The following is a 16,798-nucleotide window of genomic DNA, read 5'->3' as shown; positions in this document are numbered from 1 at the left end:
GCCAAAGATTGCGCCGACGATTGCGTCAAGGATTGCGCCTGTCTGGAAGATGCAGCGATCGCCTTAAAGAAAAATGACCCCCACTCCTCCGAGACGCGGCGCGTGCTCATTGGTGTGAGGGTCATGATCGCAAATCCGCGCTTAAGCAGACTTCTTGTTGTTCTTGTCGTCGTCCACCTCGGTGAACTCCGCGTCGACAACGTCATCCTTAGCAGCGTCCTTGGCCGCATCGGCCTCGGCCTGCTGCTTGTACATGGCCTCGCCGAGCTTCATCGAAGCCTGCGCCAGCGTGTTGGTCTTGGCCTTGATCGCCTCGGCGTCGTCGCCCTTCAGCGCTTCCTTGAGGTCGCTGACGGCGTCTTCGATCGCGCGGCGCTCGGTGTCGGCGATCTTCGAACCGTGTTCGGCCAGAGCCTTCTCGGTCGAGTGAACCAGCCCGTCGGCATGGTTCTTGGCGTCGACAGCCTCGCGGCGCTTCTTGTCCTCGGCCGCGTTGACCTCGGCGTCCTTGACCATCTTGTCGATGTCGGCTTCGGACAGACCGCCGGATGCCTGGATCCGGATCTGCTGTTCCTTGCCGGTCGCCTTGTCCTTGGCCGAGACGTTGACGATACCGTTGGCGTCGATGTCGAAGGTCACCTCGATCTGCGGCATGCCGCGCGGAGCCGGCGGAATACCCATCAGGTCGAACTGGCCGAGCATCTTGTTGTCGGCAGCCATTTCACGCTCGCCCTGGAAGACCCGGATGGTGACAGCGCCCTGATTGTCTTCGGCGGTCGAGAACACCTGGCTCTTCTTGGTCGGGATCGTGGTGTTGCGGTCGATGATGCGGGTGAACACACCGCCCAGCGTCTCGATGCCCAGCGACAGCGGGGTCACGTCGAGCAGCAGCACGTCCTTGACATCGCCCTGCAGCACGCCGGCCTGGATCGCAGCGCCGATCGCGACGACCTCGTCGGGATTGACGCCCTTATGCGGCTCCTTGCCGAAGAACTGCTTCACGACTTCCTGGATCTTCGGCATGCGGGTCATGCCGCCGACCAGCACCACTTCGCCGATCTCGCCGGCGGTCAGGCCGGCATCCTTCAGCGCCTTGCGGCACGGCTCGATGGTCTTCTCGACGAGATCGGCCACCAGCGCCTCGAACTTGGCGCGGGTCAGCTTCATCGTCAGATGCTTCGGACCGGTCTGGTCAGCCGTGATGAACGGCAGGTTGATTTCGGTCTGCGTGGTCGACGACAGCTCGATCTTGGCCTTCTCCGCAGCCTCCTTCAGGCGCTGCAGGGCAAGCTTGTCGTTGCGCAGGTTGATGCCCTGTTCCTTCTGGAATTCGTCGGCGAGATAGCCAACCAGGCGCATGTCGAAATCTTCACCGCCGAGGAAGGTGTCGCCGTTGGTCGACTTCACCTCGAACACGCCGTCGCCGATCTCGAGGATCGAGACGTCGAAGGTGCCGCCGCCGAGGTCGTACACGGCGATCGTGCCGGACTTCGACTTGTCGAGACCGTAGGCGAGCGCGGCAGCCGTCGGCTCGTTGATGATGCGCAGCACTTCGAGGCCGGCGATCTTGCCGGCGTCCTTGGTGGCCTGACGCTGCGCGTCGTTGAAATAGGCGGGAACCGTGATGACGGCCTGCTCGACCTTCTGGCCGAGATGCGCCTCAGCGGTCTCCTTCATCTTCTGCAGAATGAAGGCCGAGACCTGCGAGGGCGAATAGGTCTTGCCATCGGCTTCGACCCAGGCGTCGCCGTTCGATGCCTTGACGATCTTGTAGGGAACGAGCTTCTTGTCCTTCTCGACCATCGGGTCGTCATAGCGGCGGCCAATGAGGCGCTTCACCGCAAAGAACGTACGCTCGGGATTGGTCACCGCCTGGCGCTTCGCCGGCTGGCCGACGAGGCGCTCGCCATCGTCAGTGAAAGCAACGATCGACGGCGTCGTTCGCATGCCCTCGGCATTCTCGATCACCTTGGCGTTCTTGCCATCCATTACGGCGACGCACGAATTCGTGGTGCCGAGGTCGATCCCAATGACCTTACCCATGGTTTTGATATCCTCTTTGCTACGGCAGGTTGGTTGGGCCCTGACGGCGCTCCGTACCGAACCCCCAGACGTTCACATACTCGCGATATTGCGACGGTGAGCCTGATATAGGAGAGAGGGTCCTGCCCGCAAGGACTGGACGCAACGTTGAGGCCTGAAAAGACTGACGTTTGAAAGATTGTGTCAGCCCGGCCGCAGCGCCGGTTCAAGCCCGATCCAAGTTAACAAATCGGCAATGATGCGGCCCGCTGGCGACCGCGAACATCCGCTGCACGACGTCCGCGCTGTTGAGTGAACACTCACAAACGTCGTATGCGGAAGCGGGCGCAGGCCGAGGGCGCGCTGTTTGGCCGCTGGTGGCCGATCGTCGGAAACGTGGGGAAACTGGAAAGTGCCGGCCAATCGGGACGAAAAGCCCCTGGAATCGGGCCTGCAGGCCCGGAGCGCGGCTTTGGCGGCCTGTTGCAGGGTCATCAAAACCGCTAAAAGCGGTCCGACTGAAAGAGGCCATCCAGCCCTGCACCGGCCCCGTTGCGCGGCCACCAAGCAAAACCGGTAGATCCCCCATGACGCCTTTTCGACTTCTCGTTGCGGTTGCCTTGCTGCTTGCTGCCACCTGTCGTGGCTTTGCCGCCGACGTGGTGTTTCCGCCGGGCGCGCATGTCGGGATGAAGCCGCTGGTGGGCCTCAACCGCGCCAAGTCGTTCATCGGCTTCGAGACCGAGGACCAGGGCGTGAAGGTCTTGATCGCCGATCTGCCCGCGGACGCCTACAACGAGGTCGTGAGCGCCTTCAAGGCCAACCCGGCCGGTAGCGGAAACATCAAGCCGGAGAGCCTCGAGACGCCGGCGGGCCTCGCCTATTACACCGTGGAGAGCGCGCGTGACGGCACCACCAATGTGCGGCGCTACTCCATGATCCTGCCGGGACCGACCTTCTCCGGCTATGTCGCGGTCCAGGTGCCGGAGAACGCGAGCAAGATCTACACCGACGACGCCGTGCGGCAGATGTTCGCCACCGCCCAGATCCGCAACGAGGTGCCGGTCGACGAGCAGCTAAGCATGATGCCGTTCAAGGTCACCGAGCTGAGCAGCTTCAAGAATGTCCGCATGCTGGCGCCGGGCGCGGCGCTGCTGATGGCCGACGGCGACGACAAGGGCCTTGAGACCAAGCCCTTTATGCTGCTTGGCATCATCGGCTCGGCCCCGGCCACACCGGATGATCGCGGCCGCTTCGCCCAGCAGATCGCCACCACGATCCCCGGCGTGCGCGACGGGCGGATCACCATGTCCGAACCGATCCGGATCGACGGCCAGCCCGGCTTCGAGACGCGCATCGACGCCGTCAGCGGCAAGGACAATACCCCGGTGACCATCGTGCAGTGGCTGCGGTTCGGCGCGCAAACATCGATGCGCATCATCGGCAGCTCCCCGCGCACCGATTGGGAGAAGGCCTTCCCGCGCTTCCGCGCGGTGCGCGACGGCATCCAGCCGCGCGGCTGACAGGCCCGCCGAAAAATCGGACTTTCGCAGCTCCACGAACGGAACTAGCCTCCTCGTGCAATTATCAAAGCGAGGAGGGGCGCGATGCCGGATCGACGACAGGTTGTTGCAGGCCTCGGTACGCTGGCGCTTGCCGCGCTGGTTCCAAAACATCTCTGGGCGGCTGCGATCAAGCCCGACGACGGCTCCGCGCTGCTCGTGATCGACGTCCAGAACTGCTTCCTGCCCGGCGGCAGCCTTGCCGTGAAGGACGGCGAGCAGGTGGTGCCGGTGATCAACCGGATCGCCAAGAGCTTTGCCAATGTGGTGATGACGCAGGACTGGCACACGCCCGGACACATCTCCTTTGCCTCGACCCATTCCGGCAAGAAGCCGTTCGAGACCGTCGACCTTGCCTATGGCAAGCAGGTGCTGTGGCCCGACCACTGCGTGCAGGGCACCGACGGCGCATCGCTGTCGAAGGAACTCGCGATCCCGCAGGCCGAGCTGATCATCCGCAAGGGTTTTCACAAGGACGTCGACAGCTACTCCGCCTTCACCGAGGCCGACGGCAAGACCACCACCGGGCTCGCCGCCTATCTCAAGGCGCGCAACGTCGAGCGGGTTTTCGTGGCCGGGCTCGCCACCGATTTCTGCGTGGCATGGACCGCGCTCGATGCGCGCAAGGCCGGCTTCGAGACCTATGTGGTGGAAGACGCCTGTCGCGGCATCGACACCCAGGGATCGCTCGCCAAGGCCTGGGACGACATGGCCAAGGCCGGCGTCAAGCGCATCCAGTCCTCGGATATCGCGTAAGACGCAGCCTCGCGAGATTCGCATGGCCGAGCCTGCGTCACCTCATGCATTCGATCTCGCGCAGCGCCTGCCGTCGCCGCGCATGGCTGGCCTGATCGTCCGGATCACCGGTTATCGCGAGACCGCAACGGGCCGGTTCGCGCAGCGGCAGACCGCGCCGCTGATCGTCCCGCTGATCATCAGTTTCGGCTCGCCGTTCCTGATCGCGCTGTCGCGCGAGCCCGGTGCGGCCGATCGTCAGCTCAGCTTCGCCGCCGGCCTGCATGCCGGGCCTGTCTACATCGAGTCCGACGGGCGCGCCGCCTGCGTGCAGGTCGATTTCACCCCGCTCGGCGCCTACGGCTTCTTCGGCGGCGCCGTGACCGACCTGGTCGGGCGCATGGTCGATATCGACGATGTGCTCGGCCATGATGGCCGTCGTCTGCGCGAACAGCTCGGCGCCGTGACCTGCTGGCAGCGCCGCTTCGACCTGATCGAGGCGTTCGTGCTGCGCCGCGCCGGCCACATGCCGTCTCCCGAAGTCGCGTTCGCCTATCGAAAACTGGCGCGTTCGGCCGGCGCTATCAGCATCACGGCATTGGCCGACGAGATCGGCTGGAGCCGCAAGCATCTGGCTGGCCGGTTTCGGTCCGAACTCGGCCTCGCCCCCAAATCGCTGGCGCGCATGATGCGGTTTCACCGGGCGAGCCGGCTGGCGCAAAGCGGCGCAGCGCTTGGCTGGGCGGGGATCGCGGCGGAAAGCGGCTATGCCGACCAGGCCCATCTCGCCCGCGAGTTCGTCGAATTCGCAGGCGAACCGCCAACCGCCTGGGCGCGCCGCCGGGCGCTGACCGACCGCCGGCTGGTTCACGCCGGCGATGGGCTGGCGGACTGGTAACAAACCTTCAAGCTAACGCCGCGTTGCCCCGTGCAGGATGGCGCCGTCAGCCAAGGAGATGAGCGACCATGACGCACGACATCGAACCGCCCCGCATCTACCCGACCCTGCGCTGCAAGGATGCCGAGGCGATGACCAATTGGCTCACGACGGTGCTTGGGTTCACCGAACACGTCGTCTACCGCGATGGCGGCGTGATCCATCACGCCGAGCTCGCCTATGGTTCCTCGATGCTGATGCTGGGCCAGAGCCGCGACGACGCATATGGCAGGCTGGTCGGCGACCTCGACAACCGCCGCACCGACTCGATCTATATCGCCGTCGACGATCCCGACGCGCTGTACGCGAAGGTCAAGGCTGCCGGAGCGAAGATCGAGATGGAACTGCGAAACACGGATTATGGCAGCCGCGACTTCGCCTGCCGCGATCCGGAAGGAAATCTCTGGAGCTTCGGCACCTATTGGCCGAAGGCACACGAGAAGCCGCGACCGTGAGCCCGCGCAATCCGCGAGCTCACAGACGGGTGTCCGGGATCGGACGGATCAGGCGGTGATGTCGGCGGTCGGGGCGGCCTTGGCGCCGCCCTTGGAGACGCCGACCAGCGCCGGACGCAGGATGCGCTCGCCGATCATGTAACCGGCCTGCACGACCTGCACCACGGTGCCCGACGGCACCGACGGATCGGGCACCTCGAACATCGCCTGCTGGAAGTTCGGATCGAACTTCTCGCCGATCGGGTCGAACTTCTTGACGCCGTTCTTCTCCAGCGCGTTGAGCAGCGAACGTTCGGTCAGCTCGACGCCTTCGATCAGCGCCTTCAGGCCGGGATCGGCGGCTTCCTTGGTCTCGGCTGGCACCGCATCGAGCGCGCGCTGCAGGTTGTCGGCGATATCGAGCACGTCGCGGGCAAAGCCGGTGATGCCGTAGGTCTTAGCGTCGGCGACCTCGCGGCGGGTGCGCTGGCGGAGATTCTCCATCTCGGCCAGGGTGCGCAGCGTCCGGTCGCGCGCCTCGGCGAGCTCCTTGGTCAGCGCCTCCGCCGATCCGGCCTCGGGCTCGTCAGGCATGATGTAGGGTTTCGAGACCACGGGCTCACCCGTCGGCGCCGAATTCTCGGTGTTGTCATTGGCCCGGTTCGGATCGGTCATGGCTTGCCTTCTCGAAAAGTCGCGTCGGTTCAAATCTTGGGGATTGCTTGCCGGGATATCGTGCTTTGGCCGGCGAAAATCAAGCGCAACATACCGGTCTCGGGAACAGGAATCTCCGGCTTGGGTGAAGAAAACCCGTCAAATGAAAGCGAAATCGCCCTCCGGTCAGCCGCCCAGCATCTTGCTGACGATGCGCGCGGCATAATCGACGGTCGGGATCACCCGCGCATAGTTCAGCCGCGTCGGTCCGATCACGCCGAGAACGCCCACGATCCGCCCCTGGGCGTCGCCGTAGGGCGCGATGATGGTCGAGGAACCCGACAGCGAGAACAGCTTGTTCTCCGAGCCGATGAAGATCCGCACGCCCTCGCCGCGTTCGGCGCGGCCGAGCAGATCGATCACCCCGCGCTTGGTTTCGAGATCGTCGAACAGCGACTTGATGCGCTCGAGATCGTCGAGCGCGTGCAGGTCCTCGAGCAGATTGGCGTGACCGCGCACGATCAGCTGGCGGTCCTCATTCTCGCCGCCGGACCAGCTCGCGATGCCCGCCGTGACCACCTTTTGCGTGAGCTGATCGAGCTCGGCGCGATTTTGCGTCAGTGCCGTCTCGAGCTCGAGCCGCGCTTCGGCCAGCGTCCGGCCGCGGATCCGCGCATTGAGGAAATTGGTCGCCTCGGTCAGGGCTGAGGATGGAACACCCGGCGGCAGTGCCAGCACGCGGTTTTCGACCTGGCCGTCTTCGCCGACCAACACGACCAGCGCCTTTTCCGGCTCCAGCCGGACGAACTCGATATGCTTCAGCCGTGCATTCGACTTCTGCGTCAGCACCACCGCCGCGGCGCGGGTCAGTCCCGACAGCCGCGTCAAGGCTTCGCCGAGCGCGGCCTCGACGGATTGCGCGCGGCCGACGGCCGCAAGCTGGGTCTGGATCGACTGACGCTCGGCCTCGGTGAGGTCGCCGACCTGCATCAGCGCGTCGACGAAGAAGCGCAGCCCGAGTTCGGTCGGCAACCGGCCGGCGGAGGTGTGCGGCGCATAGATCAGGCCGAGTTGCTCGAGATCCGACATCACATTGCGGACCGAGGCCGGCGACAGCGGTAATGCGATCAGGCGCGAAATGTTGCGCGAACCGACCGGCTCGCCGGTTGCGAGATAGCTTTCGACGATTTGACGAAAAATGTCGCGCGAACGCTCGTTGAGCTGGGCGAGCCCGGCATGCGGCGCGATCAGGCCAATCGGATCGTGGTGAGTCACACTCCAGTCCCTCACAATTGCTGCATAATTTGTCGATCCGGGAGGCCGATGACAAGCATGCATTCGGCCCCCTCGTACCGGACCCCACCGGGGCCGAAAACCCTCGCCAAAACCCTTGCCGCTGCCCCTTCCCGCTCCTACAAGCACGGCCAGCCAATTTTCTCGGATTTCTGGAGGATTTCATGCGGCCAAGCCGCCGTGCACCCGACGAACTGCGTCCCGTGTCGCTGGAACGCGGCGTCGTCAAATATGCCGAGGGTTCCTGCATGGTGAAGTTCGGCGACACCCATGTGCTGGTGACCGCCACGCTGGAAGAGCGATTGCCGCCGTGGCTGAAGGGCCAGGGCCGCGGCTGGGTCACCGCCGAATACGGCATGCTGCCGCGTGCTACCCTGGAACGCACCCGCCGCGAGGCCTCGGCCGGCAAGCAGGGCGGCCGGACGGTCGAGATTCAGCGGCTGATCGGCCGCTCGCTGCGCGCGGCCGTCGATCTCGAGGCGCTCGGCGAACGCCAGATCACGGTCGATTGCGACGTCATCCAGGCCGACGGCGGCACCCGCACCGCCTCGATCACCGGTGCCTGGGTGGCGCTGGCCGACTGCATCAACTGGATGAAGACCCGCAACATGCTGAAGACCAACGTGTTGCGCGACAATGTGGCGGCGATCTCCTGCGGCATCTACCAGGGCACGCCGGTGCTCGATCTCGACTATGCCGAGGATTCCGAAGCCGACACCGACGCCAATTTCGTCATGACCGGCGACGGCCGGATCATCGAGGTGCAGGGCACCGCCGAGAAGACGCCGTTCTCGGAAGGCGAATTCCTGGCGCTGATGGCGCTGGCGCGCAAAGGTGTCGCGCGTCTGGTCGACTTGCAAAAGATCGCGGTGGCGTAGTCAGATTGGTCATGCACCGCCGAATCACCGGAAGGCTCGTCATCGCCACCCATAATCCCGGCAAGCTTGCCGAGATGCGGGAACTGCTGGCGCCGCACGGCGTGGAGGTGGTGTCGGCCGGCGAGCTCGACCTCGCCGAGCCCGAGGAGACCGGCGACAATTTTCGCGCCAACGCGGCGATCAAGGCGATCGCGGCAGCGAAGGCGACCGGACTGCCCGCCTTCGCCGACGATTCCGGCCTCGTGGTCGATGCGCTCGACGGAGCGCCCGGAATCTACTCGGCGCGCTGGGCCGGCGAGGGCAAGGACTTCATGGCGGCAATGACGCGGATCGAGCGGCTGCTGCAGGAACGCGGCGCCACCGCACCGGACCGGCGCAAGGCGCACTTCGTGTCGGCGTTGTGCGTGGCCTGGCCCGACGATCATCTCGAGCAGGTCGAGGCCCGCGTCGATGGAACCCTGGTCTGGCCGCCGCGTGGCACCGCCGGCTTTGGCTACGATCCGGCCTTCCTGCCCGACGGCTACACGCGGACCTTCGGCGAGATGACCAGCATCGAGAAGCACGGCCTGCCGCCGCTCGGGCTCGGCCTGTCGCATCGCGCCCGCGCCTTCGTGAAGCTCGCGGAGATCTGCCTTGAGCCACGCTGACCGAGAAGCCTTCGGCGTCTACGTGCACTGGCCGTTCTGCCTGTCGAAATGCCCGTATTGTGATTTCAACAGCCATGTGCGGCATGCGCCGGTCGACGAGGAGCGTTTCGTGCGCGCGTTCGCCCGCGAGATCGAGACGACGGCCGCGCGCGTGCCGGGGCGGCAGGTGTCCTCGATCTTCCTCGGCGGCGGCACGCCGTCGCTGATGCAGCCGAAGACCGTCGGTGCCGTGCTCGATGCGATCGGCAAGCACTGGCAGGTGGCGCGCGATGTCGAGGTCACGCTCGAGGCCAATCCGACCAGCGTCGAGGCGACGCGCTTTCGCGGCTATCGCGCAGCCGGCGTCAACCGCGTCTCGCTCGGCGTGCAGGCGCTCGATGACGCCTCGCTGAAAGCGCTAGGCCGCCTGCACACCGCGCGCGAGGCGCTCGACGCGGTCGCGATCGCGCGCTCTGCGTTCGACCGTTACTCGTTCGATCTGATCTATGCCCGCCCCGACCAGACGCCGCGGATGTGGGCCGATGAACTGAAGCAGGCGATCTCGGAAGCGGCCGAGCATCTGTCGCTGTACCAGCTCACGATCGAGGAAGGCACGCCGTTCTTCGGGCTGCATGCCGCCGGCAAATTGCAGACGCCGGACGAAGCGACCGCGCGCGCGCTCTACGACGTGACGCAGGAGGTCTGCGCCCGCGAAGGGTTGCCGGCCTATGAGATCTCCAATCACGCCCGCGCCGGCGCGGAGTGCAAGCACAACCTCGTCTACTGGCGCGGTGAGGAATATGCCGGCATCGGCCCCGGCGCACATGGCCGGCTCGACATCGATGGCGTCAGGCACGCGACCGCAACCGAGCGGCGCCCCGAGGCGTGGCTGTTGAACGTCGAGGAGCGCGGTCACGGCGTCGTCAGCGATGACAGCCTCAACAGCGAAGAACGCGCCGACGAGTTTCTGCTGATGGGGCTGCGGCTCGCCGAGGGCATCGATCCCAAGCGCTATGCGAAGCTCTCCGGCCGCCAGCTCGACCCGCACCGGATCGCGATGCTGCGCGAGGAAGGCGCGATCGCCGTCGACGCCGACGGACGACTGCGGGTGACGACGTCGGGATTCCCGGTGCTCGACGCGGTCGTTGCGGATCTCGCCGCCTAGAACCTATCCCGTTCCGATTGAATCGGAACGAGGCTCTAGATTCTTGTTTCGACGCGTTTTCTTCACGCGAACCGGTATCCACTTCGCTCGAAACCGCTCTAGGTGCACGCTGCCAAATATCGAAAACAACCCCATGCAAAGGAGCTGGCGGGTGCCGGCGCTCGACAAGGCAGCTTGACCGCCCGACGAAAATCAAGCGCCAAAGCTCTTCGGCGAGCCTGCCACCGGCGTGCTGCCGCCTGAGGCCACCTTCATGACCGCAAGGCCACGCTCATTGGTGCCGTCGGAGCGGAAGCGGAACAGACCGTCGATACCGGCAAAGCCGGACGGATTGGTCAATGTCTCCGGCGCAAAGCGCTGCGCCCCTTGCGTGCGCGCGAGCGCCGCCATCAGCGCCACGGCATCATAGGCAAGCGTCGCGGTGCGCACGGGCTCGCCGCCATATTTGCCGCGGTAGCGCCCGGCGAAGCTGCGGAAGCCGGACGGATCGGGCGCGGCGTAGAGGCCACCCTGCAAGACGGGGCTCGCGAACACCCGCGGATTGTCCCACAGCCCGGTGCCGAGCAGCTGGATGTTGCGCAGATTGGCGCCGGCTGCGGTCAAGGCATCGGCGGTCGCGACCACCGAATCACCATCGTCGGCGATCAGCAGCGCATCGGCTTGGCCGAGCGCCTGCGCCACGGTTCGCGCCGGCGTCGCGCGATCGGCGCCATATTTCTCGAATGCGACGACGCGGCCGTTCTTGCGGCCGACCGCCTGCTTGAACGCGGCCTCGACCACGTTGCCATAGGCGTTGTCCGGCACCATCGCGGCGAACGAGCGCTTTCCGATCCCCGCCGAGTAGTCGACGATGCGGTTGATGTCGGACTCCGGCAGGAAGCTCAGCAGATAGACGCCGCGCCCGGCCACGCTCGAATCGGTGGAGAACGCGATCACCGAGGTTCCGCGCGGCCGCGTCAGTTGCGCGACGGCCGGCACCGAGCCTGCGAACAGCGGTCCCAGAATGATCTCGGCGCCTTCGGACAGTGCCTGCTGGGCACCCTGCGATGCGCCCTGCGGGCTGCCGCCATCGTCCTTGATCAGGAGCTGGATGTTCGGGTTCTGAAATTCCGCCAGCGCCATTTCGGCCGCGTTCCGCATCGACTGGGCGGCAAGCCCGGCATTGCCGGACGCCGACAGCGGCAGGATCAGGCCGATCTTGACCTGCCCGGTGCCGACCGCCTGCGGCTGCTGCTGCGGGCCGGCAGGACCGCCTTCCTGGTTGCCGCCGAACGGGCTGGAAAACTGGCTCAAGCTTTGCTGCACGCCGGAACAGGCCGTCAGCAGCGGCGCGCCCACGATGAGGCCGAGCGCGGTCCGCCGGGTGGTGCCCGACGGCGGGGACTTGCGGTGATGCGGGCCTTCCATCGTCTCTCTTCTCTTGGCCGACCGTGATCAGCCAGGACTCCATCCAGCTCTGATGAGGCGGGTGGATTCAGGCATATTCTCGGCGAATAGTTAACTAAAACAAAAGGATTATGGCCCCGCGGCGCCCTTGCCGCGGCCTCCATTTCCCCCGTCAGCCAGCGTTCCGTCACCGCCGTTTGCGGATGTGGCGCAAGCGCCGCCATCCCTCTAGATTGGCATTATGCGCGCAAAAGCCAGTTCCCTCCACAGTTCGGATGCCACGACAGGCGCTGCGGCCAGAACATTTTCGATCGGCGGCCAGCAATTGGCCGCGCCAAGGGCAGCACCCGGGCTCCATCTGGTCGCGACCCCGATCGGAAATCTCGCCGACATCACCCTGCGCGCGCTGGAAACGCTGGCCGGTGTCGACGTCATCGCCTGCGAGGACACAAGGATCACGCGCCGGCTGACCGAGCGTTATGCGATCGCCGCGGAGCTTGCGCTCTACCACGAGCACAACGCGGCCCAGGCCCGTCCAAAAATCCTGGAGCGGCTGGCGCAGGGCGCCGCGATCGCGCTGGTTTCCGACGCCGGCACGCCACTGATCTCCGATCCCGGCTTCAAGCTGGTGCGCGACGTCTGCGCCGCCGGGCATGCCGTCATCGCGGTGCCGGGGCCATCATCGGTGCTGACGGCGCTGTCGGTCGCGGCATTGCCGACCGACCGGTTTTTCTTCGAGGGATTTTTGCCCGCCAAGGAGCACGCGCGCCGCGCCCGGCTCAACGAGCTGGCGAGGGTCGATTCGACGCTCGTGATGTTCGAATCCGGCAATCGCGTACAGGACACGCTGCGCGATCTCGCCGCGATCATGGCCGGCCGCGATGCCGCGATCTGCCGCGAGCTGACCAAGCTGCACGAGGAGATCACGCGCGCGCCGGTCGCCGCGCTGGCGGCAGGCGCGGACGCGCTGGAAACGCGCGGCGAGTTCGTGCTGGTCATCGGACCGCCGGCCGATGATGCCGGGGTGATGGACCAGGATACGCTCGACGATCTGCTGCGGGCGCAACTCGGCCGCGGCAGCGTCAAGGATGCGGTCGCCCATGCGGTCGAACTGTCGGGCCGGCCGCGCCGCGAGGTCTATGCCCGTGCCCTCGAGCTTGCGAAGACCATCGGGGACGGCAATGGCGAAGACTGACAGCGCCTCGCCCGAGCGCGTCGCGGCGTTCCGGACCGGCATCTCGGCGGAGAGCCGCGCCGCAGCGCTTCTGATCGCCAAGGGCTATCGCATCCTGGCACGACGCTTCCGCACCCCCTTTGGCGAGATCGACCTGGTGGTGCGCCGGCGCAATCTGCTGGCCTTCGTCGAGGTCAAGGCCCGGGCCAGCCTCGACGACGCCGCCTATGCGGTGACGCCGCGGCAGCAGCTGCGCATCATCAATGCCGCCCAGGCCTGGCTGATGGCGCATCCCGAACATGCCGAATTCGAGCTCAGATTCGACGCCGTGCTGATTGCGCCGAAGAGCCTGCCGCGCCATCTGTTAGCGGCATTCGACGCCAGCCCTAATTAACCTCAAGACCTCGCGGGACACGCTTATGAAATTGAAGATCGCCGTCCAGATGGATCCCATCGCGCGCATCAATATCCGCGGCGATTCGACCTTTGCGCTGCTGCTCGAGGCGCAAAAACGCGGCCACGACATTTCCTACTACACGCCCGACAAGCTGTCGCTGCGCGGCGAGGAGCTGGTGGCGCCGGTGCAGCCTCTCACCGTGCGCGACGAGGTCGGCAATCACTTCACGCTGGGCGAGCCGAAGCGCGAGGCGCTCAACGGCTTCGACGTCGTGCTGCTGCGGCAGGATCCGCCGTTCGACCTCGCCTACATCACCTCGACCCATTTCCTCGAGCGCATCCATCCGAAGACCTTGGTCGTCAACGACCCGGCCAGCGTGCGCAACGCGCCGGAAAAGCTGTTCGTGATGAATTTCCCGCAGCTGATGCCGCCGACCCTGATCTCGCGCGATCTCGACGAGATCAACGCATTCCGCGACCAGCATGGCGCCGTCGTCATGAAGCCGTTGCACGGCCATGGCGGCGCCGCCGTCTTCCGCGTGATGCCGCAGGACATGAACTTCGGCTCGCTGTTCGACATGTTCTCGGTCACGTTCAAGGAGCCCTGGGTGATCCAGCGCTTCCTCCCCGAGGTGAAGCATGGCGACAAGCGCATCATCCTGGTCGACGGCGAGTTCGCCGGCGCCGTCAACCGCGTGCCGGCGGCGGACGATCTGCGCTCCAACATGGTCCGTGGCGGCGCAGCCACGGCGACCGAACTCTCGGATCGCGAGCGCGAAATCTGCGCCACGCTCGGACCGGCGCTGCGCGAACGCGGCCTGCTGTTCGTCGGCATCGACGTGATCGACGGCAACCTGACCGAGATCAACGTCACCTCGCCGACCGGCATCCGCGCAATCCAACGGCTCAATGGCCCCGACGTCGCGGCGATGATCTGGGATACCATCGAGAAGAAGCGCGCCGCGAAATAATCCTCCCTTGTGCGCCGCACAGCTGGCTGAAATTTTAGCCAGCGTTCGATCGCGCATGCGTTCTCCTTATTCTTCTTGCCAGCTTGCGCGGGCGAGGGCAGCATCCGCTTGCCTGCGTCAGGTCAAGCAGCGGGTCAACGCGCGGGCACAACGCGAAAATCTTATAAAAATTCTGGAGGAAGACGTTATGACGCTCAATGTCTCACGACGATCCTTGCTCGCGCTCGGTGCCGGTCTCGGCGCCAGCACCCTGCTCGGGGGCACCGCACAGGCACGCGCGCCAAAGCTCGGCACGCAGACACCCTACTGGCACCGCTTCATGCTCGGCGAAGCCGAAGTGACCGTCGTATCCGACGGGCCGCTTCCGCTCGGCGACCCCTCCGGCACCTTCACCGGTGTGCCGAAGGAGGAGGTGAAGAAGATGCTCTCCGACAACTTCCTCTCGCCCGACAATGTCGTGCTCGAGCAGAATTCGCCGATCGTCAACACCGGCGACAAGCTGATCCTGTTCGACACCGGCATGGGCACGTCGCAACTATTCGGCAAGACCACCGGGCGGCAGCAGAAGAGCATGCAGGAAGCCGGCATCAAGCCGGAGGACATCGACGCCGTCGTGCTGTCGCACGCGCATATCGATCATATCGGCGGCATCGTCGGCGCCAACGACAAGCCGTTGTTCCCGAATGCGCAATACTACATCGCGCAGAGCGATCTCGAGTTCTGGACCGACGAAGGCAAGATGGGCAGCCCGTTGAAGGATTTCATCGTGCATGCCCGCAAGAACCTGCTGCCGGTGCGCGACCGCATCGTGTTCTTCAAGGACGGCCAGGAATTCCTGCCCGGCGTGACGGCAATCGCAGCGCCCGGCCACACCGTGGGCCACACCATCTTCATGGTGAGCTCGGGCGGCAAATCCTTCGCCTTCCTCGGCGACCTCTCGCATCACGCGGTGCTGCTGCTGGAGCGTCCGCGGATGGAGTTCTCCTACGACACCGATCCGAAGCAGGCGGCGGCGTCGCGGGTCAAGCTGCTGGAAATGCTGGCCGCGAACAAGACGGCCGTGATGTCCTATCACTTCGCCTGGCCGGGCTACGGCCACGTCGCCAAGGCCGGCGAAGGCTTCCACTACTATCCGGAGCCGATGCAGATGAACCTGTGACGGACTGATTGCGAAGACGGACTGCCTCGGGAGCGGCCGCCGCCGCTCCCGAATGCATTTGCCGCCCGGTGTAAGGAGTGCACGGGGCGCCCGGCCTATTCCGCCGGCGCAAGGCGGCTCGCGGAGCGAGTGCGCATCGTCTCTCGCGCGCCAATCCGCGCACGACGTTTGCGCCACCAGATCACGACGCCCGTCACCGACAGCGTCGCAACCACCAATCCCATCAGCGAGATCAGGATGCGCCCGGGCAGGCCGGCGATCCGGCCGGAATGCAGCGGAAACTGCATCTGCACGAACACGTCGGCCGCTGTGCCGACCCATGGCAGCCGCTCGCCGAGCGGACGGCCGTCCTCGCTGTCGTAGTAAAGCTGCGCCGGCCCGACGCCCGCGGCGCCATGTTCGTCGCCCGGCTCGAAGAATGCGACCGCATAGACGCCATGCGCCGGACCATAATTGATCGAACCGGCCGGTGTGGTCCAGCCGCGCGCCTTGCCGTCGGCCGCGGCGCGCGCGGCGATCTCCGCATAGGTGATCCTCGGCTCGATCGGATCGTCGAGATGACGATATGGTCGCTGCTCGTAGGGTGTCGGCGTGTAGTTGGACACGGTCTTCATCAACGGCGAGAACACCTCGAAATAGAGGTTCAGCGAGAATGCCGTGAATGCGATCACGAACAGCAAGGCCCAGGTCCACAGGCTGAAGGCGCGATGAATGTCGAAATTGATTCGATAGGCGCTGCCTGAGGTCTTGATCTTCCAGGCCGGTGCCCAGCGGGTCCAGAAACTCTTGCCGCGTGCGGCCGGTATCGCCGCCGCCCGCTGCGCCCTTGCGCGCCGCCGCGACGGCAGGGTCAGGTAGAAGCCGACGAAACAATCGATCGTCCAGATCACGGCGATGACGCCGAGGAAGCGCATGCCCCAGCGATCGCTGCCCCAGAATTCAGGGATATGCATCGTGTAATGCAGCTTGTAGAGGAATGAGACGAAGTTTTCGCGGGTCACCGGCCAGACCGCGCCCCAATAGCGGCGTCCGAGCTCGGCGCCGGTGTTTGGATCGAGAAAGACCTGGTTGTAGTCGAGCGCGTAGCGCTTGCCGGTCGCCGGATCGATCCGCGGCAGCACGAAGAACCACAGCGACTCGCCTTTCTCCGCCGTCATGAACATGTGGACGACGCGGGCGCGATGATCGCGCTGCTCGATCAGCCGGGCGAGCTCGACGGACTGGATCGCCGGTCCGGAGCTCGTCACCTCGAACAGCTTCCTGTTGAGCACATCGTCGATCTCGTGGTCCCACGAGATGATCGCGCCGGTGATGCCCGAGAAGAACAGGAAGGCCGCGGTGACAAGGCCCGCCCAGCGATGCAGTCGTCCGAAGATGGGTCTCATGGGGATTTCAGCAAGTTGTGG

General features: G+C 65.4%; 16 protein-coding genes. 11 read left to right on the top strand and 5 right to left on the bottom strand.

The features are described from left to right. Nucleotides 1-141 precede the first annotated feature (141 nt). Complete coding sequence (gene dnaK, locus ACVMDN_RS37735; protein ID WP_028335770.1) at nt 142-2,043, bottom strand: molecular chaperone DnaK; 1,902 nt, start codon at nt 2,041-2,043, stop codon at nt 142-144. A gap of 566 nt (nt 2,044-2,609) precedes the next feature. Here dnaK and ACVMDN_RS37730 point away from each other — a divergent pair. The 4 genes from ACVMDN_RS37730 to ACVMDN_RS37715 all read left to right on the top strand — a co-directional run bounded on the left by ACVMDN_RS37730 (nt 2,610) and on the right by ACVMDN_RS37715 (nt 5,711). Next, nucleotides 2,610-3,545, top strand: coding sequence for a hypothetical protein (locus tag ACVMDN_RS37730; protein WP_057020358.1), 936 nt, complete (start codon nt 2,610-2,612; stop codon nt 3,543-3,545). Between the two features lie 84 nt (nt 3,546-3,629). Continuing rightward, a complete protein-coding gene (pncA, locus tag ACVMDN_RS37725; protein ID WP_057020357.1) occupies nt 3,630-4,340 on the top strand; it encodes a bifunctional nicotinamidase/pyrazinamidase in 711 nt (236 codons plus the stop codon). A gap of 22 nt (nt 4,341-4,362) precedes the next feature. Next, complete coding sequence (locus tag ACVMDN_RS37720; protein WP_076833719.1) at nt 4,363-5,217, top strand: helix-turn-helix domain-containing protein; 855 nt, start codon at nt 4,363-4,365, stop codon at nt 5,215-5,217. Between the two features lie 68 nt (nt 5,218-5,285). Beyond that, a complete protein-coding gene (locus tag ACVMDN_RS37715) occupies nt 5,286-5,711 on the top strand; it encodes a VOC family protein (protein ID WP_076833716.1) in 426 nt (141 codons plus the stop codon). Between the two features lie 48 nt (nt 5,712-5,759). On the opposite strand, the gene grpE is transcribed toward ACVMDN_RS37715, so the two are convergent. Together grpE and hrcA are read right to left on the bottom strand one after the other, a co-directional pair. Beyond that, nucleotides 5,760-6,365: a nucleotide exchange factor GrpE gene (gene grpE / locus ACVMDN_RS37710; RefSeq protein ID WP_028341763.1), complete on the bottom strand. Its 606-nt coding sequence runs from the start codon at nt 6,363-6,365 to the stop codon at nt 5,760-5,762. A 165-nt stretch (nt 6,366-6,530) separates the two neighbouring features. Further along, nucleotides 6,531-7,619 (bottom strand): heat-inducible transcriptional repressor HrcA, encoded by a 1,089-nt coding sequence (gene hrcA, locus ACVMDN_RS37705; protein ID WP_076833714.1) that lies wholly within the window; start codon nt 7,617-7,619, stop codon nt 6,531-6,533. A gap of 182 nt (nt 7,620-7,801) precedes the next feature. Here hrcA and rph point away from each other — a divergent pair, with 182 nt between their 5' ends. The 3 genes from rph to hemW are packed head-to-tail and all read left to right on the top strand — an operon-like array spanning nt 7,802 to nt 10,306. Further along, entirely contained in the window at nt 7,802-8,515 is a 714-nt protein-coding gene (gene rph / locus ACVMDN_RS37700) for a ribonuclease PH (RefSeq protein WP_016841497.1), read from the top strand. Nucleotides 8,516-8,526: 11 nt separating this feature from the next. Continuing rightward, complete coding sequence (gene rdgB, locus ACVMDN_RS37695; RefSeq protein WP_057020354.1) at nt 8,527-9,162, top strand: RdgB/HAM1 family non-canonical purine NTP pyrophosphatase; 636 nt, start codon at nt 8,527-8,529, stop codon at nt 9,160-9,162. After that, nucleotides 9,149-10,306 carry a radical SAM family heme chaperone HemW gene (gene hemW / locus ACVMDN_RS37690; RefSeq protein WP_057020353.1) on the top strand — a complete coding sequence of 386 codons (1,158 nt, stop codon included), beginning with the start codon at nt 9,149-9,151 and terminating at the stop codon, nt 10,304-10,306. Before rdgB ends, hemW begins: the two co-directional genes overlap by 14 nt. Before the next feature lie 192 nt (nt 10,307-10,498). On the opposite strand, the gene ACVMDN_RS37685 is transcribed toward hemW, so the two are convergent. Continuing rightward, nucleotides 10,499-11,713, bottom strand: coding sequence for a penicillin-binding protein activator (locus ACVMDN_RS37685; RefSeq protein ID WP_057020352.1), 1,215 nt, complete (start codon nt 11,711-11,713; stop codon nt 10,499-10,501). Nucleotides 11,714-11,933: 220 nt separating this feature from the next. On the opposite strand from ACVMDN_RS37685, the gene rsmI reads away from it, so the two are divergent. The 4 genes from rsmI (at nt 11,934) to ACVMDN_RS37665 (ending at nt 15,392) form a co-directional block, all read left to right on the top strand. Further along, on the top strand, nt 11,934-12,887 hold the full coding sequence (gene rsmI / locus ACVMDN_RS37680) for a 16S rRNA (cytidine(1402)-2'-O)-methyltransferase (protein WP_076833712.1): 954 nt from the start codon (nt 11,934-11,936) through the stop codon (nt 12,885-12,887). Next, a complete protein-coding gene (locus ACVMDN_RS37675) occupies nt 12,874-13,260 on the top strand; it encodes a YraN family protein (RefSeq protein WP_076833711.1) in 387 nt (128 codons plus the stop codon). The genes rsmI and ACVMDN_RS37675 overlap by 14 nt, the downstream gene beginning before the upstream one ends. A gap of 25 nt (nt 13,261-13,285) precedes the next feature. After that, nucleotides 13,286-14,233 (top strand): glutathione synthase, encoded by a 948-nt coding sequence (gene gshB, locus ACVMDN_RS37670; RefSeq protein WP_076833709.1) that lies wholly within the window; start codon nt 13,286-13,288, stop codon nt 14,231-14,233. Between the two features lie 187 nt (nt 14,234-14,420). Continuing rightward, a complete protein-coding gene (locus ACVMDN_RS37665) occupies nt 14,421-15,392 on the top strand; it encodes an MBL fold metallo-hydrolase (protein WP_057020349.1) in 972 nt (323 codons plus the stop codon). Between the two features lie 95 nt (nt 15,393-15,487). On the opposite strand, the gene fsrB is transcribed toward ACVMDN_RS37665, so the two are convergent. Continuing rightward, the gene (gene fsrB / locus ACVMDN_RS37660) at nt 15,488-16,777 is read right to left on the bottom strand and encodes a siderophore utilization protein FsrB (protein WP_076833707.1); all 1,290 of its coding nucleotides are present in this window, start codon (nt 16,775-16,777) and stop codon (nt 15,488-15,490) included. Nucleotides 16,778-16,798 lie beyond the last annotated feature (21 nt).

Source organism: Bradyrhizobium sp. USDA 4510, assembly GCF_054059095.1.
Note: the sequence above shows the minus strand (reverse complement) of the source record. Positions and strands in the feature narration are given on the sequence as shown.